This window comes from Blastomonas sp., assembly GCF_046294995.1.
Taxonomy (GTDB): Bacteria; Pseudomonadota; Alphaproteobacteria; order Sphingomonadales; family Sphingomonadaceae; genus Blastomonas.
In genome coordinates, this window is sequence record NZ_JBKBOG010000001.1 from 202542 (window position 1) to 229199 (window position 26658).

Consider the following 26658-nt stretch of genomic DNA (forward strand, 5'->3'; position numbering starts at 1 on the left):
CGCATGACCATCGCCGGACAAATCGAGGCACTGATCCAGCGCCTCGAAGGCGTGGCGATCTGTGACGATTGCGTCACCGACCGCCTCAATTTGTCAATGCGCTCACAGGCCAATGTCGTGACGCGCGGTCTCGGCGGCGCAAGCGGATTTCGGCGCGAGAAGCAGCCGTGCGGTCTTTGTAGCTCTATCAAAGTTTCGACCTCGCATCAGTAATAAGGCCGCTGTCGAAAGCGCGCCGCCCCCGGCGGCGCCACAGAAGAAGTTGTTGCTCGCGGCCTTCGCCGCGCAGCGTCGCGGCGGCTTCGACCAGCAGGCCGAGAATGACCGCGCGATCATCGCCGGTCAGCTCGATCAGATCGGCCTTGGCGATCAGCCCACCCAGCTCGATCAGCTGGCGCGTCCGCTCGCGGCGCTTCACCTGCCACGCCCGCGTGTCATACCGCGCCCGCTTCGCCTGAAGGCGATTGCGGGCCTGCGCCGTTCGCCGATGCGCTGCTCGCGTGGCGGACAGCGCCTTTGCGAGCGCGGGCGCCGTCGCCGCGAAAGAACGCCGCGCCGCTCTTGCGCCACGCCTCCTTCCGCGATGCGTCTGATCCCACGGCATCGAGCAGGGCGCCAGCAAGTTGCTCGATAGATAGCGCATCGGCGCCCGTCGCGGTGACCAGCTCGCCGAGCTGACTTTGCTTTTTCGTCTTGAGCGCCTTTGCCTTGTCGGTGAGCGCCTGGAGTTCGGCATCAAAATCACGGGGTTTGCGCATCGTCTGTCCTTCCGTTTGATGGGGTCGGACGAACCAGCTATGCCGAGTCTAATCTGCATTCAAGCAGCTGAAATCTCTTGCGACTTTGTGATCCCGAGCGCGATGAAATCGTGTGAGGGCGCGCTTATACGTCGTGCCGACGTGCTCGTTTTGCTGTAAATGGATTGCCGCCATGGCGATCTACCATTTCTCCGCAAAAGTCATTTCCCGCGCTGTCGGCAGCAGCGCCGTTGCCGCAGCCGCCTATCGTTCGGCCGATCGGCTGCACGATGAGCGGCTTGGCCGCAGCCACGACTTCTCGAACAAGGCTGGTGTCGTTCACAGCGAAGTGCTGCTTCCCGATGGTGCGCCGGATGGATGGCGCGACCGCGAACAGCTCTGGAACGATGCCGAGGCGGCGGAGATCCGCAAAGACGCGCAGCTTGCCCGCGAAATCGAGTTCGCCATACCGCGCGAGATGACGCAGGAACAGGGCATCGAGCTAGCCCGCGACTTCGTGCAAACCGAGTTCGTCGAGCGCGGAATGATCGCTGATCTCAATGTCCATTGGGACATTGGCGCCGACGGGATGGCGCGGCCGCACGCGCATGTCATGCTGACAATGCGCGAGATCCGCATCGGCGACAATGGCAGCGCCGAGTTTGGCGCAAAGGTCCGGGAATGGAACCGTACCGAGCTGCTGACCCACTGGCGTGAAGCCTGGGCCGATCATGTCAACGAACGGTTGGCATCTCTCGATATCGAGGCACGCATCGATCATCGCAGTCTCGAAGCGCAGGGCATCGACCTTGAGCCGCAGCACAAGATCGGTCCCGCCGCGTCGCGCATGGTCGAGCAGGGGCTAGAAGTCGATCGTGCCGAGGAGCATCTGGAAATTGCGCGGCGGAACGGCGAGAAACTACTCGCCAACCCGTCGATCGCTCTCGACACGATCACGCACAGCCAGGCCACCTTCACCAACCGCGACCTAGCGATGTTCGTGCATCGACACAGCGCCGGCACCATCCAGTTCGATGCCGTCATGGGCGCGGTGAAAGCGTCGCCCGATCTGATCGCGCTCGGGAAAGACGGGCGTGGAGAAGATCGCTTTACCTCGCGCGCCATGATCGAGACCGAACAGCGGCTCGAACGTGCCACTGCCACGCTCGACGCGCGCCGCAATCATGACGTTGCCGACCGTCATCGCGAACGGGCGCTTGCGAGCGCGTCAGCACGCGGCCTCGATCTATCGATTGAGCAGCGCGGCGCGCTCGAGCACGTTACATCGGCAAGGGGTGTCAGCAACGTCATCGGCTTTGCGGGCACCGGCAAGAGCGCGATGCTCGGCGTGGCGCGCGAGGCCTGGGAGGCGGCGGGCTATCAGGTGCAGGGCGCTGCGCTGTCGGGCATCGCCGCCGAAGGTCTGGAACATGGTTCAGGCATCGGCTCGCGGACCTTGGCGAGCCTCGAACATCAATGGGCAAATGACCGCGAACTTCTGTCGAATAAACACATCCTCGTTATCGACGAGGCGGGGATGATCGGGACGCGTCAGCTTGAGCGCGTTGTGACCGAAGCCGAGAAGCAGGGCGCCAAGGTTGTGCTAGTCGGCGATCCCGAACAGTTGCAGGCGATCGAGGCCGGCGCTGCGTTCCGCGCCGCCGCCGAACGCCACGGCGCCGTCGAGATCAGTTCAATCCGCCGCCAGCATGAAGAATGGCAGCGCGACGCGACACGCGAGCTGGCTACGGGCCGGACCGGCGAGGCGGTCGGCCGCTATGCCGACGCCGGGCATGTCCACGCCGCCGACACCCGCGATGCGGCGCGCACCGAACTGGTAGATGCGTGGGATCGCGATCGGCAGCGGCTTCCGAACGCGAGCCGGATCATTCTCACTCACACCAACGACGAAGTTCGCCAGCTCAATGACGATGTCCGAGCGCGGTTGCGCGGCGGCGGCGGCCTTGGCGCCGAAATCCAGATCAAGGTCGAGCGCGGTGACCGCAGCTTCGCGGAAGGAGACCGCATCATGTTCCTCAGGAACGAGCGCGATCTGGGGGTGAAGAACGGCTCGCTCGGCACGGTTCAGAATGTCGATCGGATGCGAATGTCAGTCATGCTCGATGACGGGCGTAGCGTCGCCTTTGACTTCAAGGATTATGCCCATATCGATCATGGCTACGCCGCCACGATCCACAAGGCGCAGGGCATGACAGTCGATCGGGTGCAGGTGCTGGCGACACCGGGGATGGATCGGCACGGTGCCTATGTCGCGATGTCGCGCCACCGCGATAGCGTCGATCTCCATTATGGCCGCGACGACTTTCGTGACCAGTCCAAGCTCGTCCGCACCCTCAGCCGCGAGCGCGGTAAGGATATGGCGAGCGATTATCGCAGCAAAGTGGCCGCGCCCAAGGCCGAACCCAAACGCAGCATGTTCGCGGGCTTGAAGCTCAAACCTGCGGTCTCTGATGCATCCTTCGGCAAGGCGGCTCCCGCCCAGCGCACCCGCAACATCCGGGTCAGCACGCGGGCGCTGGCCCCGGTGGCCGATCGTAGCGCACTCGACAAGGCGGTCGAGCGCTATGCCCGCGCGCAGCGCGAGATCGACGGCATGCACGCCAAGGGACTGTCGCCGATCATCCACCAGCAGAAAAGCCTCAATGCCGCGGCCCGCGACATCGACGCTCTCCGAAGCGATGGCGCAAAGGATTTTGCCACGGCGCTGCGCAATGACCCGTCGCTAACCGCCGAGGCGGCGAGCGGCCGCACGCAGCGTGCTATGGAAGCGATGCGCACCGAAACCAAACTGCGCATCGACGCACCGGCCCGGGCTGATCGCTTCATTGCCGAGTGGCAGGCGGGGTCGAAGCAGCTTCGGGAGCATAAGGCGAACTATAATGATGTCGGCGCCAAGCGTGTCGGAGCGCAGCTCAATGACATGGCAAAGAGCCTGCACCGCGACCCGCAGCTCGAGTCGCTGCTGCGCAATCGCACCCACGAGCTTGGTCTGAAATCGCTTGAGAAACATTCGGTGTCTCAGGCGCTCCAGGAATATCTCCGCCCCTCGCGTTCCCTCGGCATAGGGCTTTAGGGTGTCGCGATGCAGAATACTAACCCCGAAGATGTCGGCTCCGACGACGTCGCCGCCGAAGATATCGCCCTCGACCAGGCCTTCGACAGAATGTCGGGCAACATGTCGACCCTTGCCGCTGCCATCGATCAGTTCGGCTTGCGTCTGAACGATGTGGTGGGGCGGGATTACACTGACGATCTCGCGAAGATCGACCAGAACTGGGAAAAGGCGCGCGAGGCATTCAAGCGGTTGACCGAACGTCCTGCGCTGGCACTCACGCCAGAGGTCATTGGCGAGCAGATGAGGTTGGCCGGTGCGCGCGCGAGAGAGACCGAACAACAAGCCTTACGCGACGCGCGTTCGCGTCTAGATGAGGCAGTGAAATCGATCAGGCTCGTCGTCGCTTCTGCACGGACGCAGGAGCAGCAGAATTTTTGGATCGCAATCAGCGCCGGCGTTGCCGCAATCCTGGCGTTCATGGCGGGCTGCACTGTCCCGTCCGCTATCGATCGGGCCGTGCCCGACCATTGGCATTGGCCGGAGAAACGTGCCGCCACCCGGTTGGAGCGTGACATGTGGGGCGCCGGCGTTCGGTTAATGCGGGTAGGTGATCCCCGCCGGTGGGACGAGGTCGCACGCGCTTCCAGGCTTTACAAGGGGAACGAAAAGAAGGTCGCGGATTGCGAAAAGCAGGCGGATCGGAAGAAGAAAGCCGTGGCATGCACGATCAAGGTCCAGCCTCTCAGCGTCTAGTTAATCGGCTTCTTTGCGCCTCATTTCGGCCGTTGCGGCCTTGATTGTCGTCTGCCCGAAAGCGGTCGTTGAGTTGACGCTCGAACGACAGTGCTGTGCGCCTGATTGCGGTGTCGGAAAGCACGGCGCACGATCCTAAAAGCAGTCTTCTGACCGTTATGCTGCATTAAGAAGTCACTTAACTCGCGGGTTTTAGGGGGCCGATGGCAAATTCATCCTCGCCAATGTCGACCCCGAATTCGCAGCCTAGCCCGAGGGCGATGGCCTCAGCCTTCGGTCGCGCCATGGGGTTGTGCAGGGCGGCACACTCCTTGACTGGCGTAATCGGCTCACCGAAATGCAGCGGCGTGTATGCGACCGCATGGATATGTTGAAATTCGGGTCGTAAGAAAAAATCTCGATCGACCGGATTCTTGCCCTCTTGGTCGATAGTCGCCTTAAATTGCCAACCGCCGCCTATCGGTATATCGGCATCGGCGCCCAGCCGCACCGTCACATAGCGCGAACCGATGGGTAGGAATGCCTTTGCAAAGTCTGGGACGGGCCCGCCAATTTCTGGCGCTACAGGAGATTCCTGGGTTATCCGAAAGCCCGAGATAGCCACGACAATGTAATCGGCCCCTGAAACTTCGCCTGCGTCGCAGTGCTTGCGGATTGTTTCGGCCTTGGTGGCAAAGCCGCCTGTCAGTCTCCGCAACGCCGCATCCTCTGTCTTGGCGTCGGTTGACCATGAAGTGTAGCCGTCGCCCTTTGTCTCGGTCCATGTGTCCGGCGAATGCGGCTCGGGAGTAGTAATCTCGACTAGCAGGCGACCCTCTCCCAGCTTGAAGGCGAGATCGAAACCCGGCACCCGTCCTAGCGGCTCCCAGCCTGCATCGAGGAAAGCCGCGGCGAAAAGCAGCTCGGATATGCGCTGAGGTGTCTCACGGCGAAATCGCGCTGGGAAATCGTCATCAAGCAGCATCTGCGAGCGCTCAAATGTGGCCTCGCACCATGCCGCTATGTCGGGCCGAAAATCCGTCTTGCCTAGATTTTGGAAATAGCGGTGATCTGTCTCAAGCTCGTTGCCATCAAAGAGCATAGCTTACTCCCCCCCTGCGGATTGATCGAACGTATCAGCCGGAGGGGAGAATAGTTTGTCATCCTCATCGCACAGCGGCACTTCGCGGCGATGGCGGACCCAATCGTCACCCTTTGCGTGGATCGTCTGCATGGCCAGCTCAGGAAGCCGGTCCCGCAGCATTATTAGACCTGCGGTGTCACCAAAAAAGCCGACGATCCGATAACTCTCATTCCACTCTACCGCAAACGACCAAAGCAGCTCGTCGATGTGCTTTTTGATCGCCAGCTTGAAATAGCCATCGGCAGTGACGGCATGGACTCTCCAGTCCCAATGTTTTGTTTCCGCCATGAAGAATAGGAGCTGTTCATTGCCCCAGTCAGCCCGTCGAACGGGTTGGAGGGGAAAGAAGCTGCCCTGCCAGAAGCGCCCGTTGACCTCTCCTGGCTGGATCGTGATCCAGTAGAAGAATGCCATAACCTGCATTCGCACCAGCTCAATGATGCGGGCCTCATCTGCCTGTGGAGCTGATGTGAAGCTGAATTTGAGTTCCGCGCCACCGAGGGTGTGAGAGATCGAGAATTGCTCCTGACTATCCTTGACGGGCTTTCCGCTGCGACGACTCTTGGTTTTGGCCTTGCGCTCGGCCTCATTGCGCAGACGAACGTCATTGCGCGCGTGAGCGCCCCAAGGATCGGGCTGCATCGAGATCGCTGAAAGGTCATCCTCTAACTCGGCCTTGCGACGATTGCAGGGCTCGCAGGCCCAGACGATCAAATTCCAATGCTGATGAAGTGACCCTCGCGGCACGAATCGTCTACCCACCACATGCTCTTTGGTTCGCGTGTCTCGGGTGAGAGATGTGCCGCAGTAGGGGCAAGTTTCGTTGTGAAGTCTGATCGCCCGATCTGGCGGTTTCCTGATACTCTATGTTCATCGTTCGACTCCTCAGTTGAAGGAGTCGAAAGGGTCTGCCTGTGGCCGCCGGCGTTCAATCAGGCGCGGCGCTCGCGGGGCCGCTTTACATCGAGGCTAGCACCAATCCGCGGAGCGGTTCGTGCAACGGCCAGCTTCGGCGGTGCCTTGAGCAGGCCCTCAGAACAAGGTCTGTATCTCACGCCGCTTGCGGGCGTGGCGGCAAACCGCCGCTTATTATCCGACGGTTTCCCCGGAAACGATTGCATGCCGCATCGAAACTGCTTGTTGCTGAGCAAAGGGGGCACGTTTTCCTGGGAGCATTCGGGTGATCGTCGTCGCCGGCAAATGATAAGTGAAGGAAACTTTTCTCGGCAGGCTCTTAGCTTGTGATGTCATGATATAGGATGGGTATGGACCCGCAAGAATCGCTGCTTGAAATCCGCCGACGGCGCGCCACATGGGTTGCCCTGAGGGTGATGCCGCACGAAGCGCAGTCGCGCGCCTGGCTTCGGCGTGCGCGCGTGCAGTCCGAAGAGGCGGACGACTTGGTGCAGGAAGCATATTGCCGCCTGGCGACGATTGACGAAGTAGATCATATTGACAGGCCAGGGGCCTATTTTTTCTCTATTATCCGCAATCTTCTGGTCAGGCGGCGGCGAGAAGCCTCCGTCGTTTCACTAGAAAGTATCGCGGAGATCGAGGCAATACCTGATCCCGACACCGGACCCGAGATGGAGGTAGCGAGGCGTATGGATGCCGAGCGTGTTCGCTCGTTAATTGCCGAGTTGCCTGAACGGTGTCGCCGCATCGTGGAAATGCAAAAGATTGAAGGCTATTCGCAAATCGAAATCGCACGCTTGCTGGGTGTCACGGAGAGCGTCGTCGAGAACAATATCTATAGAGGCGTGCAAGCGGTGCGGAAAAACTGGTTGAAGAAGCAGGACGATCTGTCCGAGCGGCTCAAATTATTCGGGAATGATGTGGAGGGGCGGTCGCGATGAATTCCAAAGACACGCTCCTGCAGGATGAGGCGTCACGCTGGGTAGCGCGCATGGGCCGATCCGACTGGGGCGATGCGCACGAAGCAGACCTCGCGAACTGGTTAGCCCAAAACCCGCGTGGCCAAGGCGAACTTCTCATGGCGCAGGCCGCTTGGATCTCGTGCGATCCCGAGACGATTGCGCTGGGCCAGCCTCCTGTGACGACGCCGTCTTGGTCTCGGCGCCGGATCATGCTCGCTGGCAGCGCGGCAGCAATGGCAGCGTCGATATTTGGTTTGGTCTTCTACAACGCTTCCGTGTCCGGATACGCCACCGAAGTGGGCGAAGTTCGCCGTGTTGCGCTTGCAGACGGTTCGACGGCAGCCATAAATACAGATAGCCGAATCGCGGTAAACTTCGACAAGGGCCATCGGAACGTTCGGCTGGATCGGGGCGAGGTCTGGTTCCAGGTCAAGCATGACCGGGCGCGCCCGTTCGTGGTGGAGGCAGGACCTGTGCGCGTCCGAGCCGTAGGCACTGCCTTTTCCGTGCGCCGACGCGGCAATGGCGCGGACATCATCGTCACCGAAGGGGTCGTTGCTGCCTGGACCGACGCAAATGCGAATGAGCCGGTCAGCGCGCGAGCGGGCACACAGCTCTTCATGCCGGACACGCCGGGTCGTCAGCGGCCCGTCGCCATTGAAGCTTCTGCTGCGAGTTCGCTATCTTGGCGAAGTGGCCAAATCGAACTTGTCGCGCGGCCGCTTGCTGACGCTGCTGCCGAGTTCAACAGATATAATCGCCGGAAGATCGTGATCCATGATCCGACGATCGCGAACGAGGAAGTCGACGGCATATTTCGAACTGACGATCCGGAGGGCTTCGCGACCGCAGTGCACGATATTCTGGGTGTGCCGGTCCGCACTTCGGGGGACGGCGAGATCACGCTCGGCCGGAAATGAAATAAATATGACGCTTTGGTGAAGGAAAGTCTTTCTAGGGCGCTCAGGCACTCAGATGGCGTTGATCACGACGTCGACCTGAGGGGGGCATCATGCAAAGTAAGAACAGCTGTTATCTCGTGGGCGCAATCGCCGCATCGATTTCACTGACATCACCGGCAGCTGCGCAGTCTAAATCGTTCAATATCCCGCCCCAGGCCGCCAGCTCGGGCATTCAGGTCTTCGCACGGCAGGCCGGCGTCCAGGTATTATCAACTCGAAATGACATCCGCGACAAGCGGACCAACGGCGTGCGCGGGACGATGGACGTTGACGCAGCCCTTCGGCAACTGCTGGACGATACTGGCCTGGTTGCGCTGAATACCGGCGCGAGCACGTACACAATCAAGGTGGCGCGAACGGCTACCCAGGCGTCTTTCTATCAGGGTGCAACGACTGTGGGGTCAGGCGCGTCCAGCCCGAACGCTGCGCCTGCGACTTCGGGCGACGGCGATATCGTCGTGACGGCGCAGAAGCGTGCCGAGACTGCATTTGAAATTCCGATCTCCGTCAGCGTGAAGGGAGAGGAGGAAATCCAGAACCGAAACGCAGAGACGATCACTGACCTGCAATATTCCGTTCCGGGACTTTCCATATCCGAATTCGGACCAGGCCAGCAGCGCATCCAGTTCCGCGGCGTATCGTCTTTCAGCGGCCTCGCCCAGATCGGCCAATATATCGATGAGATTCCGCTCAACACGGAATTTCCCGATCAAGGTCCGGACATCCGGCTCGTCGATATGGCGCGCGTCGAGTTGCTGCGGGGGCCGCAGGGCACGCTCTACGGCCAAGGCGCGATGGGCGGCACGATCCGCTACATCACGAACGATCCCGAGTTGACCACAGTCAGCGGCTCGGCATTGGGTGAAATCAGCCAGATCGACGGCGGGCAGATGGCATGGCGCGGCGAGGGCGTTCTGAACCTGCCGCTCGCGCAGGATCAGCTCGGCTTTCGTGTTGCTGGCGGCTATACCCGTATTGGCGGCTGGATCGACAACACGCGTACGGGCGAAGACAATGTCAATCGTGGCCGGTCCTATTTCGTTCGCGGAAAGCTGCTGGCCAAGCTCGGAGATAGGCTGACGGCGACCTTCATGGGTTCGCATCAGAATATCGAAACCGGCGGCAACAATGTCGCCGACGACAATCGCGAAATCCAGTATGCCGCTCCCACTCCAATCAAGAACCATATCAACCTGTTCAGCGGCGTTCTGCACTATGACTTGGGATCGGTATCGCTGGTCAGTGCGACGAGCTGGCAGGAGCGCAAGGGCAGTTCCGTCATCGATCTCACCGACGTCCTCGCGCCGCTCGTCGAACTCCTGCAGGGTCTTCCCGCAGGCACGGTAGACTCGTACGTGTTCGCCGGCGATTCTGATTTTGCCGCGTTTTCGCAGGAAGTGCGGCTGCAATATGATAGCGGGTCTGGGCTTCGAGGAGTGATCGGCGGATTTTATCGCAACTCGCGCTCCAGCAGTGTAACACTCGGCGTAATCGATCCTGTGACGGCAGCGCCTGTAGACTATTACTCAGCAGGGGGCCGCGACACATCAAAATCCTGGGCCATCTTTGGCGACGTCACCTATGAAATCGCCGCGGGACTAGATCTCAATCTGGGCGGACGTTATTTCGAAGACAAGCGGACACAAAACTCGGCTAGCAGCATCTTCGGCAGCGCGTCGGTGGATATCGGATCCGATACGTTCCGAGCCTTCACGCCGAAGGTGAATCTCTCATTCCGGGCGAGCGACGCGCTCAATTTCTATGCCACAGCATCAAAGGGTTTCCGTAGCGGCGGATTTAACGCGACGTCTGTCGGCGGCGGAGTCGTCGTCATCCCGCCGTCCTACGATCCGGATTCAGTTTGGACCTATGAGGCAGGCGCTAAATTCCAGACTACCGATCGGCGCCTTTCGGGTGAAGTCGCGGTATTCCGCAACATCTGGAGCGACATCCAGTCGGTGGCTACGGCGCCCAACGGGGTCAATTCCTATACCGTCAACGGTGCCAAAATGGCCGGCAACGGTATCGATCTGCAGCTGACCTATCGTCCGATCCCGGCGCTGACGCTGTCTTTCACCGGCGGCTGGAATGACATGAAGTATAAGACGACGACGCTGGAACATTTCGCCGGCGATCGGGCTGATTATGCTCCGCGCTACTCTGGGTCCGTATCCGCCGAATATCGTTTCGACGTGGGCGATGCACCGTCCTTCGCGCGCGTGGATTATCAGCGGGCCGATGGCATCCAGGTCTGGTTCCGAAGCTTTCAGGCGGTTCCAGCACTGTCTGAGAAGCAGGAATATTTGAACGTCAATATCGGGACCGAACTGTCAGGGGTGTCGTTGCAACTCTTCGCCAAGAATATCCTGAACGAATATGGCGTCACCTACCCGGCTTACGGCTCACTGCCCTATCCGGGCCGTCCGATCCCGCGCTCGTTCGGTGCTCAGGTGCGCGTCGGCTTCTGAAGGAATGGCCAATGGCGGGCACGGCGACGCAACGCGCGTGCGCTGTCGCCGACCTTAGACTGCGGCGTTCTCCGCGCGGTCACAACCAATCATTAGACAGGAAATCGCATGCTTAATGTCCCCATCCGGCTCTGCCGAATTCTGCTGCTCGGTTCTGCAGCGTGCCTCATGACATCGGTGCCCGCATCGGCGCAAACCGACGCGGTCGCAGCATCCTCCGCTACGCTAGCAGAAACTGCCGATCCGCAGGCGCTCCGTGGCAAATATGAGAGAGCGTCGTTCTTCAACAATGCGCTCACCAATCATTTTATGCTCAATGCGGCCGTGGCGCCGACCTGGATCGGAACTGAGGACAGCTTCTGGTATTGCCGTGAAACCGAGACCGGCTGTACCTACACCGAGGTGAACGCTCAGACGGGTGCCAAAAGCGCGCTATTCGATCACGAGCGTTTGTCGCGAGACCTCGAAGCGCTGACCAAGAAGAAATTCCCTGCGGCGGACTTGCGGCTCGGTAACGTGGTGGTGACGGCCGACCGGACCGTGACATTCGCCGCCTTCGGAAAGACATACTCCTACACGCGCGCCGGCGAGCTCAAGGAGCTCGGCGCGGCGGAGCAATTGGTCCCGGTAGCCTCGCCCGACGGGACGATGCTTGCGTTCGTTCGCGATTCCAACATTTGGACGCGTAACGTGAAAACGGGCAAGGAGCGGCAGTTGACCGAGGATGGAGAAAAGCTGTTTGCTTATGCCGTGCTCCCCGACGCATTTCGCCAGTTTTCGACGACGACTGAGCTAAAATGGTCGCCCGATTCCAAAAAGATCCTGACGGTCCAAACCGATGATCGACAAGTGAAAGTTATGCCGCTGGTGGACTTCGTGCCCGACAAGGGCGTTCGCCCGGTTGCTGTCGAGCAGCGACAAGCATTCCCGGGTGACGCGCATGTTCCGACCTACCGGATGGTGGCGATTGACGTGGCGTCGAAGCGCCAGACCGAAATGCGTTATCCCCGACTGCCCGCAGTGCGGATGCTCGACACGCCGATCGGCGGCGAGCGAGCGTGGTGGAGCGCCGATGCGAAGCGCGTCTTCTTCGTCGATATCGAGCGTGGCGAGAAAACCGTCCATCTCATGAGCGCCGATGCCGAGACCGGCGTTACGCGTGAGCTTTTCCAGGAGAGCGATCCCAAGAATTATGTCGAGCTGGCGGAGGAAGTCTACAGCCCGACACTGCTGCGCGTCCTGCCCAAGCGCAATCAGATATTGTGGTATTCGGAACGCTCGGGCGCTGGCCAACTTTATCTCTACGATCTCGCGACGGGCCGCCTGATCCGACAATTGACCAAAGGAACGGCGCCGATCCGCAGCGTTCTGGCGGTAGATGAAGCACGAGGCACGGCGTGGGTGGCAATCTCCGGCGGCGAGGTAGGAAAAAATCCCTATTATCGCAGGGTCGCGCGGGTCGATCTGAATAGCGGCGCGACGCGGATCGTCAGTTCGGGCGACGACGACCGTGTGATCGCGGACGGCACGCTGCTCACTGGCGCGCCTGGAACGCGTGGTTTTTCGCCCTCGGGCAATTATTGGGTTGAAACGCAGACCCGCGTCGACAAGCCCGGCCGTTCTGTCCTCAAGCGTGCGGACGGCACCGAGGTCGCGGTGGTTGAGCAGGCAGAATTGCGCGGCATGCCAGCCGGCTTCCGCTTGCCCGAGCCGGTCATGTTGACAGCGGCGGACGGCGTCACGCCCATCCAGGCGATCATCGTGCGGCCGAGCGATTTCGACCCGAATAAGCGCTATCCTGTGATTGACCACATCTACGGCGGGCCGCAGGTCGCAAATGTGCCGAGCGCGTTCGCAATGTCTGCGGTGTGGGCACAGAGTTTGGCCGAGCTGGGTTTTGTCGTCGTGGTGATCGATGGACGCGGGACGACGGGGCGCGGGCGCGCCTTTCATACAGCGTCATACGGGGCCTTGGAAACGGCGAGCAACGTGGAAGACCATATTGCGGGCATCCGCCAACTGGCGGCGCGTTACCCCTACATGGATATTAGCCGCGTCGGTATCAACGGTTTTTCCGGCGGCGGCTACATGACCGCCTCGGCGATGTTCCGCTTTCCTGATTTCTACAAAGTGGGCGTCGCAGAATCAGGGAACCACGATCAGCGCGGCTTCTGGCATAGCTGGGGTGAACGCTATCAGGGCTTGAACACGGGCAAGAACTACGAAGGGCAGGCGAATGTCACATACGCGTCGCAGCTGAAAGGCAAATTGCTTCTGATGCACGGCCTACTCGACTTCGGCGTCCAGCCCGGCGTGCTGTTTCAGCTCACACAAAAACTGATGGACGAGAATAAGAATTTCGACCTCGTCCTTCTGCCCAAGCTCGGACACCAACCGAGCGGCTATTCCATTCGCCGGCGGTGGGACTATTTCGTGGAAAATCTGGCAGGGATGCAGCCGCCTGCGAACTTCAAGGTGCGGAGCGACGCCGAGATCATGAAGGAGGAGATGATCGCGCGCGGCGGCAAACCCGAAGATGAGGAGAGCGACGAGATGCGTCCCGAGCCTGCGGCGACTTCGAAGTGAGGGTGCGCCGCGCTCTAGCCACCCTCACACTCGCGTCTGCGGTGCTTCTGTCGCCAGGCGCAATGGCGCGCAAAATCGCAACGCCGAGAACAGCAGTCCAGTTAGAGACGGATCTCGGCGTGGTGACGATCGCAATCTATGAGAAGGAGGCGCCAGCATCGAGCGGCGCCTTCCTCAGCCAGGTTCGCGGCGAGCGCTACGACGGCGGGAGCTTCTTCCGCACGGTGCGCCCCGATAATGACAAGTCGGACTATCCCATAGAGGTGATCCAGGCCGGCGTCCGGGAAGATGGCCAGCCGATCACCGAAGCCCCGATCACGCATGAAGACACGACCCGCACGGGGCTTCGTCATGTCGATGGCGCGGTTTCCTTGCCGAGGGCCGCACTCGGCAGCACATCGGCTACGTCGTTCTTCATATCGATTGGGCCCCAGCCGGCGCTCGATCATGGAGGCAGGCGCAATACCGACGGACAAGGGTTCGCGGTGTTCGGCCGCGTCATCTGCGGGATGGATGTCGTGCGCCGGATCCAGGCGTTGCCGATCACAGCCGACAGCCCGGCACCGGCCATGAACGGTCAGATATTGGAAAAACCGGTACGGATCCTGAGCGCGCGGGTCACACGGGCGCGCTGCGGCAAGGGCTAAGGCCGGGAGCGATCCTCCAGGGATCAAATCGTGATGACGACGCCGCATTTTGCCGATGCGAAACGCGGCGGCCGTGCAGTCAGACCGTGCAGAGGAAGAGCATATGATGAGCCACAAGCTCGTATCGGCGTTGGTTGCAGCAGGCCTCTTGTTCGCAAGCCCCGCCGCGGCGGCCTCTGGGCCGGAGGACTTTCAACAGCTTCTTAGCGACCATTATGCTTGGCTGTTGCGGATGAACCCGGTGTCCGCAACGGCTCTGGACGTCCACGACTATGATACCGAGCTCGGAGATGTTTCGCTGGCTGGCATGGACCGCGAGGCTATTCAGGCGCAGGCCTTTCTTGCACGCCTCCGCGCCATTGAAGCCTCAAAACTGAATACAGCGGACCAAGTCAGCTACGATATTCTCGAGCGGTCGCTCGCGCAGACGGTCGAGGCGAACGGTTTCGGGCAGCGTCTCATGCTCTTCAGCACCTATTCTGGCTGGCACCAGTCATTCGCCGGTCTTGCGCGGAGCGTCGCCTTCGCCAAGCCGGCTGATTACGAAAATTATCTTCGCCGGCTCCAAAAATACCCGGCGCTCAATGACGCTGCTTTGGCGGTGACCGAAGAGGGCGTGCATAAAGGCTATGTCCTGCCTTGCTCGGTCCTTGGGAATGTCGAGCGCTCGATCACCGATGTCGTCACCGATCAACCGGGACAATCGCGCTTCTATGAGCCCTTTGCCGGCGATCGCCCAGTGGCGTTCAGCGCGGCACAGTGGACGGAGATTCAAGGCCGCGCCCGTCACATCATCAAGAAATTCGTTAATCCCGCTTATACGAAACATGCAGAATTTTACCGGACGCGCTACGCGCCCCGTTGCGCCAAGTCGGACAGCATCGCCGCGCAGCCGGGCGGCAAGGAATATTATGCTTTTCGTATCCGTCAGGAAACGACCACAAACCTAACCGCCGATCAGATCCATGCCATCGGCCTGCGCGAGCTTGCACGCATCCACGCCGATATGGAAGGGGTCGCAAAAGACGCCGGCTTCTCGTCGCGGAACGCCTATTTTCGGGAGCTCAAAACCAATCCCGTATATTTTGCGAAAACTCCTGAAGAGTTGATGAGCGCGACGGCGCGGGTTGCCAAGCAGATCGACGGAATGATGCCGAAATATTTCGGACGGCTGCCGCGGCTCTCATATGGGCTTCGTGAAATCCCCAGCGAGATTGCAGAAGGAACCACCACCGCCTTTTACGGCCCTGGAGCACCGGAATCTGGAATTTCGGGTACCTATTACGTCAATGTTTCGAAGCTCGATCAGCGGCCGCTTTGGGAAATCCCGGCGCTTAGCCTGCACGAAGCGGTCCCCGGGCATCATCATCAAATCGCGTTGCAGCAGGAACTCGAGATTCCACCGTTTAGGCGCAACTTTGCCTTCTTCACTGCCTTCGTCGAAGGCTGGGGCCTCTACGCGGAAAGCCTCGGGTCCGAAATGGGCCTCTACGACACGCCTGCGAAGAAGATGGGCCAGCTCTCTTACCAGAGCTGGCGGGCTGCCCGGCTGGTCGTCGATACGGGCATTCACGCCAAGGGTTGGGATAAAGCGCGCGCGGTCGCATTCATGCGAGAGAACACAGGTCTGTCTGACGCAAATATTGAGGCTGAGGTGAACCGCTACATTAGCTGGCCGGGGCAAGCGCTGGCATATAAATTGGGTGAAATTCATATCCTCGAGCTGCGCGCGAAAGCGCAGTCTGAACTCGGTGAAAAATTTGATCTTCGGGCATTTCACGACGCTCTTCTGGCTCAAGGGCCGTTGCCGCTCGAGACGCTAGGCCGGCAGATCGACGCGTGGATCGCCAGTCGGAAGCAGGCAGCACCGCTTTAGTCATTGGTGAGGCAACCGAAATCGGATTGCTGCGGTCCTCTCCTCGTGGGCTGCATTGGGGTAAGAGGCCTGCATTGCTCGATGTTCGTAATTTCGTTTGAGGTCGCCCGCGGCGTTGTAGCTATCGCGCGCTTTGGTGACCCTTCGCCCAGCGCGCAGGTGGGGGCCTGGTCATGCGGGAGCGGGGGGCGGCCGCTTCCTGGCTCGCACGCCGTTGTCGTGCATTGGCCATCGAACTGCATAAAAAATGTAACCGGCCGCTATCCCTCGGCGGCCCTGGTGCGTCCTGCCCTTTGAATGCTGCATTAAACAAGGGGGACCTCAAATGACCGTCAACGCCAAGCATCTGTTCCGGATCTCGCTCGCGGCGATCGCTGCCACTCAAGTCCAGCCGACGATGGCGCAGCAGGCGCCCCAGGGGACCGCACCTTCGGAAGAGGCGACGCCCAGCAACTGGAGCGAGGAAATCGTCGTCACCGCGCGCAAGCGCGAAGAGCGCGCAATCGACATCCCGATCGCGCTGACCGCAATCAGCGGCGAAGCGCTTGAGCGCCGCGGCGCAAGCAATCTGTCGGACTTTCTCCAGGAAGCGCCGGGCGTCGGCATTTACGACCAGGGGTCGGGTAGCCAGAAGATCACGATCCGCGGCATATCGACGTCGCTGGGCGCGAACGAGAATGGTTATTATCTCGACGACCTGCCGTTCACCGGGGTGACGGTGCCGATCGCGCCCGACGTGCGGGCGTGGGACCTCGACCGGGTGGAAATCCTGCGCGGGCCGCAGGGGACCTTGTTCGGCGAAGGCTCGATGGGCGGCACGGTGCGCATTCTCACCAAGGGCGCCGACCTCGACAATTGGGAAGCGAAAGGCTCGGCCTTCGTCTCGCAGACCGAGGACGGTGGGACCAACCGAGGCATCAAGGGCGCGTTCAACGCGCCGATCGTGCCCGGCATCCTCGCGGTGCGCGTCGCGGGCACCGGCGAGCGGTTTCCGGGTTGGGTCGATAATGGGGTGACCGGCCAAGCCGACGTGAACGACCAGACCTTCACCACCTTCCGCGCCAAGGCGCGCTTCGACCCCACCGAGCGGCTCTCGATCACCGGCAGCTACTGGTTCTATAAGGGCAGCTTCCCCGGCGGCGGGTCCACCGCCAGCGATGACGGCGAGCAATCGCAATCGGCTGCGCTGGCGGGTGGTTTCAAATATCGGCTCTACGGCGCCACGGCGCGCTACGACCTCGGCGGCGCCGAGGCCTTCTACAGCTACTCGCACAACAAGGTCGACCTGCCGCAGTCGGGGCCATTGCTCGGCGGCACGCTCGACGCCAACATCGGCATCACCGTTGATGCACATGAGGCGCGGATCGCATCATCGGGCGATGGTCCGCTGCAATGGACGTTCGGCGGCTACGCGCGCGACGCTGTCCGCGGCGACGCATTCGTGTTCGCGCTGTTCGGAATCGACAATATCGACCGCACCGACAGCAAGGCGCGCGCGCTGTTCGGCGAAGGCACCTATACGCTGCCCTTCGCACCGATCGACGTCACCGCGGGCCTTCGTTATTATCACGAGAAGCTGGGCGGGTTCGAAGCCAATAGCGGCGTCGTGACGCCCGACGCCGGCGACACCTACGAGAGCTGGAACCCGCGCTTCTCGATCGCCTGGCACCCGAATCCCAACGCCACCATCTATGCGACCGCTGCCAAGGGTTTTCGCGCGGGCCAGCTACAGCCGAGTGTATCGCTTGCTCTGGCAGGGCCGCTGGGCATCCCGCTTCCTGCTGCGCTCGCGCAGGATTCGATCTGGTCCTACGAAATCGGCGGCAAGGCCGAATTGTTCGATCGTCTGCTGACGCTCGAGGGTGCGCTTTATTACAGCGACTGGAAGGACGTGACCGTCCGTATTCCGCTCGGCAATACGGGGTTTAACGGCCTGATCAATTCGAAGGGCACGACCACGAAGGGGGCTGAACTCAGCGCCGTTCTGCGCCCCGCGACCGGGCTGACTCTCACCGCCAGCGGTGCCTATGTCGATGCGACCTATTCGGGCGCGGTGCCCGGAACCGGTATCGTCGACGGCGCGGTCGTCGACGACGTCGCGAAGTTCACCGCGAACGCGTCGGTCGATTATCGCACGACGCTCGCGACCGGTCTCGACGGCTTTGGCCGCATCGGCTGGCAGCATTCGACGCCGCGCCGGTTCGTCGCTTTTCCGGGATTCCTTCCCGGCGACACGATCGACCGTATCGACGCGCGCATCGGCGTCGATATCGACCAGCTTTCGATCGCGCTGTTCGCCGACAATCTGACCAACGATCGCGGCGCCACCAGCTATCGCAGCGTTCAGGCCATCGCGCCTGGGGTCAATGAGATCACCGCCAGCCGACTTCGTCCGCGCACGTTCGGGGTCGAGCTGACCGCTCGTTTCGGCGGTCCGGCGCGTTGATGCGTGCGCTTCTGGCTGCGGCATTGGCGGCGAGCACGCTTGTCGCCCATGCCGGCGTGGCGGGAGAGACACTCGACCCGCGGCGACCCGGCGTTCCGGTGCTTGTCGGCCCGCCGGCACGCGCGCTGACCGATCCGAAGAAAATCGTCTCGGCTCCGCGCCCGGATGCTCTCCCGATACCGGTCGCGGACCTGTTCTTCCTTCGATCGAGCTGGTTCGCCACCTGGACGCCAGGCGGCGATGTGGTGATGGCAACCGATCTCACCGGCCGCATCAATCTGTGGCGGGTCCCGGGAAGCGGAGGCTTCCCGCTCCAGCTTCAACAGTCCGAGGACAAGGCCTTCTATCCGGCGGTCACACCCGATGGCAAAACAATCTTCTACGCGTCCGATATCGGCGGGCGCGAAATATTCGACATCTTTTCCATTCCCGCCAATGGCGGCGCAGCGATCAATCTGGCTGCGACACCCGACGCATCGGACACCGGCCCGTTGCACATCAGCCAGGATTCCCGGCTTCTCGCGTTCAACCGCCGCGTCAGCACCGAACCGAGCACCAATGTCGCGGTGATGGCGCTCGGCGATCATTCGGTGCGCCTGCTGACGCGGGAAAAGGAAGCCGGTGTCTACTGGTCGGTAGTCGGCTTCGATCCCCACGCCACCCATCTCTATGCGAACCGGTCGAATGCGGGGCAGACCGAGAGCTCGATATGGCGCATCGATGTTGCGACCGGTACGGCGACGAAGATTGCGGGCGGGGCGGGGGCGCCATATGAGGCGGCCGTAGCGATATCGGCCGACGGCAAAAGTCTTTCGGTCACGAGCGAGAATCGGGCGGGCCTGAGGCAGGCGATGCTGCTCGACCTCGCAACCGGCACGCGCGTAGCCGTCCATGCCAGCGACTGGCCGCAGGAAGCCGGCGCCTTTTCGCCGGACGGCCGCCAGTTGATCGCCACCGAAAATGTCGATGGTCGCGACCAAGTGTATCTCTACGACCTTGCGAGCAAGAACGCCCGCGCGCTGCGCTTGCCGCAGGGCAAGACCGCCGGCTATTTTGGCGCCTTGCCTGCCTTTTCGCCGGACGGAAGCCGGCTCCTGTTTCCCTATTCCTCGGCTAGTGCACCGTTCGATTACTGGACGTTCGACATTGCATCCGGCACGGCTTCCCAGCTCACGCGCCTCGGGCTCGCCAGCGTCGATGCCGCGACGCTGCCCCGGTCCGAAATCGTCCGCTACAGGAGCGCCGACGGGACGGTCATCAGCGCGGTTCTCTGGATGCCCTGGAACTTGAAGCGCGACGGGTCTGCGCCGGTTGTCGTCGTCGCGCATGGTGGTCCGACCGGGCAGACAACCGACAGCTTCGACGCCACGGCAACGGCGCTGGCTTCGCGTGGTTATCTGGTCATCGCGCCGAATGTTCGTGGCTCAACCGGATATGGCCGGGCCTTCGAACAGGCCAATCGCCGCGATCTCGGCGGCCGCGATCTCGAGGACGAGGCAGGGGCGGCGAAATTTCTCGTCGCATCGGGCTACGCCGATCCGAAAAGGATCGGGATCACCGGAGGCTCGTACGGCGGCTTCATGACCGTGATGGCGCTGGCGCGAATGCCCGATTTCTGGGCGGCGGGGGTCGAGGCTTATGGCATCGTCAACTGGAACACGATGTGGGAACGCGGTTCGCCCGCGCTTCGCGAATATCAGCGCGGTCTTATCGGCGATCCGGTGACCGATCGCGACGTCTATGCGCGAGTCAGCCCGCTCACCTATCTCGGCGATACCAGGGCGCCGATGCTGGTGCTCCAGGGACGGAATGACATTCGCGTGCCGGCCTATGAAGCCGAGCAGATCGTCGCGACGCTCGAGGCCGCGGGGAAGATCGTCGAGGCCCGCTATTATGCCGAAGAGGGGCATGGCTTTCTGAAGCGCGAAAACCAGATCGACGCGGCCGAACGGACAATCGCATGGTTCGACAAATATCTGAAGGGATCGAAGAAATGAAAACGTTCCGGATTGCAGCATGTTCGGTAGCGGCGCTCATGGCGCCGCTCGCCGCCGCGGCGCAGGACAGCTACCAGTGGCTCGAGGCACCGCAAGACGCCCGCGCGCTCGATTGGGCGAAAAAGGCAACGCAGGATAGCGAGGTCCGCATCGCCAAAATGCCCGGGCATGACGCGATCGAGGCCGAGCTCAAGACATTGCTCGCCGCGGGCGATCCGCCGCCGGAATATGGGCTGCTCGGTCCCGTTGCGCTTCGTTTCCAGCGATCGGTGGCGCACCCCCACGGCGTTCTGTCGGTCGCGAAACGCGGCGCCGACGGGGTGCCGGCCGGCTGGCGCGAAGTGCTCGATGTCGACGCGTTGCGCAAAGCCGAAGGGTCCGCTTACGAGCTCCGGTTCGGCGGGACGCCCAATTGCGCGCCGCCGGACTATACCCGTTGCATTCTCTCGCTGTCGCCCCAGGGCGGCGACGAAGTCGAGTTACGCGAATTCGATCTGACGACCGGGGCCTTCGTGGCTGGCGGTTTCCGAACCCCTGCCAGCCGGTCTTTTGTCGCGTGGCTCGACCGCGATCGCCTGTTGATCGAGCACAGTATCGGCGAGGCGCCCAAGCTTCCCACGGGCTGGCCGGCCGAAGTTGCAATCTGGACACGCGGCACCCCGCTCGATGCGGCGAAGACCATCTATAGTGCGCAGCCCTCCGATGCGCTGATGTCGGTCAGCGCTACGGGGGAGGGCAAGGATCGCGTCGGGGTCATCACGCGCGCGATCGATTATTCGACGTTCGAACATATTGTGGTGCGGCAGGACGGACGGATCGAGAAAACATCCATCCCGACGAAGGTGAAGATGAGTCTCGGCGCCGTCGGGGGGGGCAAGCTGTTCGCCCAGCTCGCCGAGCCCGCCACCGTAGATGGCCGGACATATCCGGCCGAAAGCGTGCTCGCTTACGACACGAATGCGGCGGTCCCGGCCGGCAAGCGGTTGTCTCTCGTCTATACGCCGGGTAACGGCGATTTTCTGAGCGATCCCTTTGGCGGCATGGCACCTGGCCGTTCGACGCTCAGGATGATTCTGACCAACCGCGGCGTGCAGCGCATCGTGACCGCCAACAGCGCCGCGAACGGCTGGACCATCTCCGACTTCCCTCCCGAGCCGGTTGCGACATCGGCGAGTTTTGCGGGCATCGATCCGGCGAGCGATGTGGTGATCATGAAGCGCGCCGGTTTCCTGGTCCCGACGCGCCTCGAACTCGTTGACGGGAAGAAGAGTCTCGCCACGCTCTACAGCGAAAAACCGGCCTTCGATGCGAGCCGCTTCGTGGCCGAGTTGAAGACGGCGGCCTCGAAAGACGGGACAGCTGTCGATTTTTACCTGCTGCGCCCGAAAAATCCTTCTAGGCCCGGAAAAACACCGCTGCTGATGACGGGCTATGGCGCGTTCGGTATCAGTCTGGCGCCCGACTATCTTGGCTATTCGGTTGGAGGAAAAGCACTGGTCCCGTGGCTGACGCGCGGCGGCGCCTTTGCCCTGCCGTTGATCCGCGGCGGCGGCGATCGGGGCGCCGAGTGGCACCAGGCGGCGATCCGCGAAAAACGACAGAACAGCTATGACGACTTCGCCGCCGTCACCGAAGCACTGATCGCAAGCGGGCTGACCGGTCCGAAGCATATCGGAGTTTTCGGCAGCTCGAACGGAGGCCTTCTCGCGGCTGTTATGGGAACGCAGCGACCCGAGCTTTACGGGGCGATTGTCAGCGACGTGCCGCTGACCGACCTCGTGCGCATGCCGTTCATGGGCATGGGCGCTGCCTGGGTGAACGAATATGGCGACGCAAATGACCCGGCAATGCGGGCCGTTCTCGACAGCTATTCGCCCTATCAGAATGTCGTGCCCGGCAAGGCCTACCCGCCGTTCCTCGTTTCGGTTGCGACGTCCGACAATCGCGTCGGACCGGGACATGCGCGTAAGCTCGCGGCGAAACTCAAGGACGTTGGAGCGACGGTTTACTATCTTGAGGACCAGGAGGGGGGTCATGGGGTGAGCGATCCGCTCAGCCGGCCGGAACTGATGGCGGACCGGATGACGTTTCTCTTCACGATGTTGAAGTGAACGGCCGCCGGGGAGAGCTTTACCCGGTCTCTCCCCGGCGCAACCGGATAGGAATTCGCACGCGTCAATGTATGATGACACCCATGCGGAATCGGGCTCATCAATTTCGTTTGGCGCTGCTTTTCACGATCGTTGTTCCCGGCGGCATCATGCTCCTCGCACCGCAGACGGCCCGGGGTCAGGAGGCGGCGGGATCGCGCTTCGACCAAAGTGCCATGCCACTTGGAGCGGCCTTGCGCACGGCGGCGCGCACGGCAGGCGTGCAACTGGCATTCGATGATCGCATTCTGGGGCGCCGGATTGCGCCGGCTCTGCGCGGCCGCTTCACGATCCAACAGGCCTTGCGCAAGTTGCTAAGTGGAACAGGCCTCGTCGTAAAACGGGGCCAGAGCGGCATATTCATCATTGTCGCAGCGCCCGCTGCTTTGCCGCCACGCGTTTCGCCCGCGATCGTCGACGACACCGAGATTGTCGTGACGGCGCGCAAGCGGGAAGAACGCGCCATCGACGTCCCGATCGCGCTGACCGCGATAAGTGGCGCCGCCATCGAGCGACGGGGCGCTAACGGCGTCTCGGATGTTCTTCAGCAAGCCCCGGGGGTTGGCGTCTATGACACCGGGAACGGCTTTCAGAAGATCACGATCCGCGGGATTTCAACCTCGCTCGGCGCGAACGAGAATGGCTATTATCTCGATGATCTCCCGTTCACGGGGGTGACCGTTCCGATCGCGCCCGATGTGCGCGCCTGGGATCTCGACCGGGTCGAGGTTCTGCGCGGTCCGCAGGGAACCCTGTTCGGTGAAGGTTCGATGGGTGGTACGATCCGCATCCTGACCAATGGCGCCGACCTCGAGGATTGGGAAACCAGAGGTTCGGCGTTCGTCTCGAACACCGAGGATGGCGGCACCAACCGCGGGATCAAGGCGGCTTTCAATGCGCCGATCGTACCGGGCACCTTTGGGATGCGCGTCGCAGGCACAAGCGAACGATTTCCAGGCTGGATCGACAACGCCGCGACGGGCGAGACCAATGTCAACGACCAGAGCGTCACAACCTTGCGGGTCAAGGCTCGCCTCGATCCCGCGCAGCACTTATCGATCACTGGCAGCTATTGGCGTTACAAGGGCAGTTTCCCGGGCGGCGGGGCTAACGGCAACGACGACGGCGAGCAGCCGCAGACGCTGATGCTGAAGAATGTGAGCCAGTATCGCATCGTTGGGGCGACCGCGCGCTACGATCTTGGCAGCGCCAAAGCCTTCTATAGCTATTCGAGCAATCGATTCAATCTCGGACAATCGGGCCGCCTTCTCGACGGAACGCTCGATTCCCGCATCAGAATCGCCGTTGATGCGCACGAACTGCGGATGGCGTCATCCGGTGACAGTCCGTTGCAATGGACGGTTGGCGGCTATGCCCGCAATGCGGCTCGGAACGACGATCTTGTCTTCGCGCTGTTCGGCATCGAGAATGAGGTCGAAGTGACCAGCAAGGCCCGCGCTCTGTTCGGCGAGGGCACCTATCGCCTGCCGGCCGCCTCGGTCGATTTTACGGTCGGCCTGCGCTATTATCACGAGCGGCTGCGCGGATCTGACGTGAGTTCCGGGGTTTTTACGCCGAAACCCGGTGACACATATGAGAGCTGGAATCCACGTGTGTCGGTCGCCTGGCATCCCACATCCGACTCCATTCTTTACGCGAGTGCTGCCAAGGGATTCCGGGCGGGTCAGCTCCAGCCGACAATATCGCTTGCGCTGGCGCGTCCGCTTGGCATCGATCTGCCCGCCGCGCTCGCACAGGATTCGATCTGGTCATATGAGATCGGCGGCAAGGCCGAATTGTTCGACCGCATGCTGACGCTCGAAGGCGCGCTTTACTATAGCGACTGGAAGGACGTGGCCGTCCGTATCCCGATCGGGGATACAGGGTTCAACGGCTTGGTCAATTCGAAGGGCACGACAACGACGGGCGCCGAGCTCAGCGTCGTTCTGCGCCCGTTGACCGGGCTGACGCTCGTGGCGAGCGGATCCTATGTCGATGCCACCTATGCGGGCGCGGTGCCCGGCACCGGCATCGTCGATGGTGCGGTCGTCGACGATGTCGCGAAGTTTACGGCCAACGCCTCGATCGATTTTCGCGCGGCGCTCGCGAGCGGTCTCGACGGCTTCGCGCGCATTGGCTGGCAACACGCGACGCCGCGCCGGTTCGTGGCGTTCCCGGGCTATCTTCCGGGCGACACGATCGACCGCGTCGATGCCCGCATCGGCGTCGACATCGACCAGCTTTCGATCGCGCTGTTCGCCGACAATCTCACCGACGATCGTGGCGCCGCAAGCTACCAAAACGTGATCGAGGTCGAAGCCGGCCGCGATACATTCTCTGCGCGACTGCGTCCGCGCACGATCGGGATCGAGCTGAGCTTTCGCTATGGCGCCGGCGCGCTTAGGCGGCAGTGAGTACGAGCCTGTCGCTTTCGACCCGGACCGTCATCCCGTTGACCGCCGCGACGCCTTCCGCGAACGCGCTGGTGTCCCCGGCATCGAACACGCCTGTGACGCGCAGCGCCCCTGGTACGCTCGGATCGAGAACGACAGGTTTCTCGGCATAGCGGTTCACGCGCGCGACGGCGCCAGCGATCGGTTCGCCGCTGAAGTCGAGCTGCCCCATCGTCCAGGCGGAGGCACGCGCCGGCTCGATCGCCGCCACATGAAGCGGACCCGAGCTTGGTAGCGCGAGCGACTGCCCCGGTTGGAGCGTTTCGAAATGTTCGTTTCGAGCTGCCCGCACAATCGTGACCTTGCCCTCGTAGAGAACGACGTCAACAGTGGTTCCAAGCTTCTCGACGCTGAAACTCGTCCCCGTCGCGACGACGGTTTCGGTCCCCGCCGTTACTGCAAACGGGCGCAGACTATCTTTGGCGACATCGAATTTGGCACGCCCGCGCACGACGACAAGGTTGCGCCGGTCCTGCGAAAAGCGCTCTTCGACCGCGCTGTCGGCATCGAGCGTGAGCGTCGTGCCGTCTTCGAGACCGATCGTCTTGCGCTCTCCCAACGCCGTGGAAAAATACTCGACGTCGCTTCCCTGCAAAAGGAATATCGCTGTCGATCCGGCGATGAGCAGGAGCGATGCGGCCAGGGCTTGCCAGGGGCGGGACAGACGCCAACGTTTCGCCGGTGCCCAGCGCCGTTCGTTGCGGGAGCGAAAATCCTCGAGCGCTTGCGAGCGCAGTTGGAGCATCTGCGGCAGCGCAGCGAGCGCGTCATTATGGTCCCATAGTGCAAGCTGGCGGCGCAGAGCGGCGGCATTGCCGTCGTCGGCGAGCCACTGATCGAGCGCCGCATCGCGCGCCGCATCGAAATCCTCTTCGGCAAGCGCGAGGCACCACAGCGCGGCTTCGGTGTCGCGATCCGGACCCATCTGATCTTCGGGGGCGGTCATGATGTTTCCTGCATTGCCCGACCCAAAATACCCATCGCCTTCGCAACCTGCTGTTTGACGGCGCTCACGGAAATACCGAAGGTTTGCGCGATCGCATCCTGCGACATGTTTTCAATTCGATAAAGGATGAAGATGGTCTGCGTCCGTTCGGGTAGCGTCTGGAGGATAGCCAACAGCGTTTCGACCCGGCTGCGTCCTTCGAGAATCCGTGCCGGATGCAACGGATCATGATCGCGCAGCTTGTCGGCCAGAAGTGACTGCGCGTGAAGATTGCGCACTTTCGCCCGGCGAGCACGATCAATCAGCAGATTCTGCGCGATCTGAAATATATATCCGTCGGCCGCCTCCGCGGTGCGCTCGCCATTAAGCGCGCGCAGCAGTGTTTCCTGGGTCAAATCCTCGACCTCGTCGACACGGCCAAGCCGCCGGCTGAAAAAGCTTCTGAGCGCCGGTCGCCAACGACGATCGAAGTCGATGCTTTCGTCATGGTGATGTTTCGGATCAGTCAATTCGCATTCCCGTCTCCCCTGCATAACGCATCAGGGGTCCGGAGGGACAGCA

At 61.8% G+C, this 26658-nt stretch carries 19 protein-coding genes; 13 read left to right on the forward strand and 6 right to left on the reverse strand.

The window, feature by feature from the left end; all coding sequences use genetic code 11:
* The first annotated feature begins 3 nt into the window (after positions 1-3).
* Positions 4-213 carry a hypothetical protein gene (locus ACK4R0_RS00950; RefSeq protein WP_409668870.1) on the forward strand — a complete coding sequence of 70 codons (210 nt, stop codon included), beginning with the start codon at positions 4-6 and terminating at the stop codon, positions 211-213.
* Here ACK4R0_RS00950 and ACK4R0_RS00955 read toward each other — a convergent pair.
* Complete coding sequence (locus tag ACK4R0_RS00955) at positions 188-418, reverse strand: conjugal transfer protein TraD (RefSeq protein ID WP_409668873.1); 231 nt, start codon at positions 416-418, stop codon at positions 188-190. The two genes, ACK4R0_RS00950 and ACK4R0_RS00955, sit on opposite strands and share 26 nt — an antisense overlap.
* 16 nt (positions 419-434) lie before the next feature.
* On the reverse strand, positions 435-758 hold the full coding sequence (locus ACK4R0_RS00960; protein ID WP_409668876.1) for a conjugal transfer protein TraD: 324 nt from the start codon (positions 756-758) through the stop codon (positions 435-437).
* A 172-nt stretch (positions 759-930) separates the two neighbouring features.
* Here ACK4R0_RS00960 and traA point away from each other — a divergent pair, with 172 nt between their 5' ends.
* Positions 931-3831, forward strand: a complete 2901-nt coding sequence (gene traA, locus ACK4R0_RS00965) for a Ti-type conjugative transfer relaxase TraA (protein ID WP_409668879.1) — start codon at positions 931-933, stop codon at positions 3829-3831.
* A 9-nt stretch (positions 3832-3840) separates the two neighbouring features.
* The gene (locus ACK4R0_RS00970; protein ID WP_409668882.1) at positions 3841-4566 is read left to right on the forward strand and encodes a DUF6118 family protein; all 726 of its coding nucleotides are present in this window, start codon (positions 3841-3843) and stop codon (positions 4564-4566) included.
* A 178-nt stretch (positions 4567-4744) separates the two neighbouring features.
* On the opposite strand, the gene ACK4R0_RS00975 is transcribed toward ACK4R0_RS00970, so the two are convergent.
* Both ACK4R0_RS00975 and ACK4R0_RS00980 read right to left on the reverse strand, forming a co-directional pair.
* Complete coding sequence (locus ACK4R0_RS00975; protein WP_409668884.1) at positions 4745-5647, reverse strand: hypothetical protein; 903 nt, start codon at positions 5645-5647, stop codon at positions 4745-4747.
* 3 nt (positions 5648-5650) lie between these two features.
* Positions 5651-6403, reverse strand: coding sequence for a hypothetical protein (locus ACK4R0_RS00980; RefSeq protein WP_409668887.1), 753 nt, complete (start codon positions 6401-6403; stop codon positions 5651-5653).
* A gap of 545 nt (positions 6404-6948) precedes the next feature.
* Here ACK4R0_RS00980 and ACK4R0_RS00985 point away from each other — a divergent pair.
* The 10 genes from ACK4R0_RS00985 to ACK4R0_RS01030 all read left to right on the forward strand — a co-directional run bounded on the left by ACK4R0_RS00985 (position 6949) and on the right by ACK4R0_RS01030 (position 25112).
* Positions 6949-7545, forward strand: coding sequence for an RNA polymerase sigma factor (locus tag ACK4R0_RS00985; RefSeq protein ID WP_409668889.1), 597 nt, complete (start codon positions 6949-6951; stop codon positions 7543-7545).
* A complete protein-coding gene (locus tag ACK4R0_RS00990) occupies positions 7542-8486 on the forward strand; it encodes a FecR family protein (RefSeq protein ID WP_088471657.1) in 945 nt (314 codons plus the stop codon). The genes ACK4R0_RS00985 and ACK4R0_RS00990 overlap by 4 nt, the downstream gene beginning before the upstream one ends.
* A gap of 92 nt (positions 8487-8578) precedes the next feature.
* Positions 8579-10996, forward strand: coding sequence for a TonB-dependent receptor domain-containing protein (locus ACK4R0_RS00995; protein WP_409668893.1), 2418 nt, complete (start codon positions 8579-8581; stop codon positions 10994-10996).
* Positions 10997-11104: 108 nt separating this feature from the next.
* Positions 11105-13582 carry a DPP IV N-terminal domain-containing protein gene (locus tag ACK4R0_RS01000; protein WP_409668895.1) on the forward strand — a complete coding sequence of 826 codons (2478 nt, stop codon included), beginning with the start codon at positions 11105-11107 and terminating at the stop codon, positions 13580-13582.
* Positions 13583-13644: 62 nt separating this feature from the next.
* Positions 13645-14229 (forward strand): peptidylprolyl isomerase, encoded by a 585-nt coding sequence (locus ACK4R0_RS01005; RefSeq protein WP_409668898.1) that lies wholly within the window; start codon positions 13645-13647, stop codon positions 14227-14229.
* A 103-nt stretch (positions 14230-14332) separates the two neighbouring features.
* On the forward strand, positions 14333-16105 hold the full coding sequence (locus tag ACK4R0_RS01010) for a DUF885 domain-containing protein (protein ID WP_409668901.1): 1773 nt from the start codon (positions 14333-14335) through the stop codon (positions 16103-16105).
* 325 nt (positions 16106-16430) lie between these two features.
* On the forward strand, positions 16431-18551 hold the full coding sequence (locus ACK4R0_RS01015) for a TonB-dependent receptor (RefSeq protein ID WP_409668904.1): 2121 nt from the start codon (positions 16431-16433) through the stop codon (positions 18549-18551).
* Complete coding sequence (locus ACK4R0_RS01020) at positions 18551-20548, forward strand: S9 family peptidase (protein ID WP_409668908.1); 1998 nt, start codon at positions 18551-18553, stop codon at positions 20546-20548. Before ACK4R0_RS01015 ends, ACK4R0_RS01020 begins: the two co-directional genes overlap by 1 nt.
* The gene (locus ACK4R0_RS01025) at positions 20545-22659 is read left to right on the forward strand and encodes a prolyl oligopeptidase family serine peptidase (protein WP_409668911.1); all 2115 of its coding nucleotides are present in this window, start codon (positions 20545-20547) and stop codon (positions 22657-22659) included. The genes ACK4R0_RS01020 and ACK4R0_RS01025 overlap by 4 nt, the downstream gene beginning before the upstream one ends.
* 110 nt (positions 22660-22769) lie before the next feature.
* On the forward strand, positions 22770-25112 hold the full coding sequence (locus ACK4R0_RS01030; RefSeq protein WP_409668913.1) for a TonB-dependent receptor domain-containing protein: 2343 nt from the start codon (positions 22770-22772) through the stop codon (positions 25110-25112).
* Here ACK4R0_RS01030 and ACK4R0_RS01035 read toward each other — a convergent pair.
* Both ACK4R0_RS01035 and ACK4R0_RS01040 read right to left on the reverse strand, forming a co-directional pair.
* Positions 25099-26097 carry a FecR family protein gene (locus ACK4R0_RS01035; RefSeq protein ID WP_409668915.1) on the reverse strand — a complete coding sequence of 333 codons (999 nt, stop codon included), beginning with the start codon at positions 26095-26097 and terminating at the stop codon, positions 25099-25101. The genes ACK4R0_RS01030 and ACK4R0_RS01035 overlap by 14 nt on opposite strands.
* On the reverse strand, positions 26094-26606 hold the full coding sequence (locus ACK4R0_RS01040; RefSeq protein WP_409668918.1) for an RNA polymerase sigma factor: 513 nt from the start codon (positions 26604-26606) through the stop codon (positions 26094-26096). Before ACK4R0_RS01040 ends, ACK4R0_RS01035 begins: the two co-directional genes overlap by 4 nt.
* Positions 26607-26658: the final 52 nt, after the last annotated feature.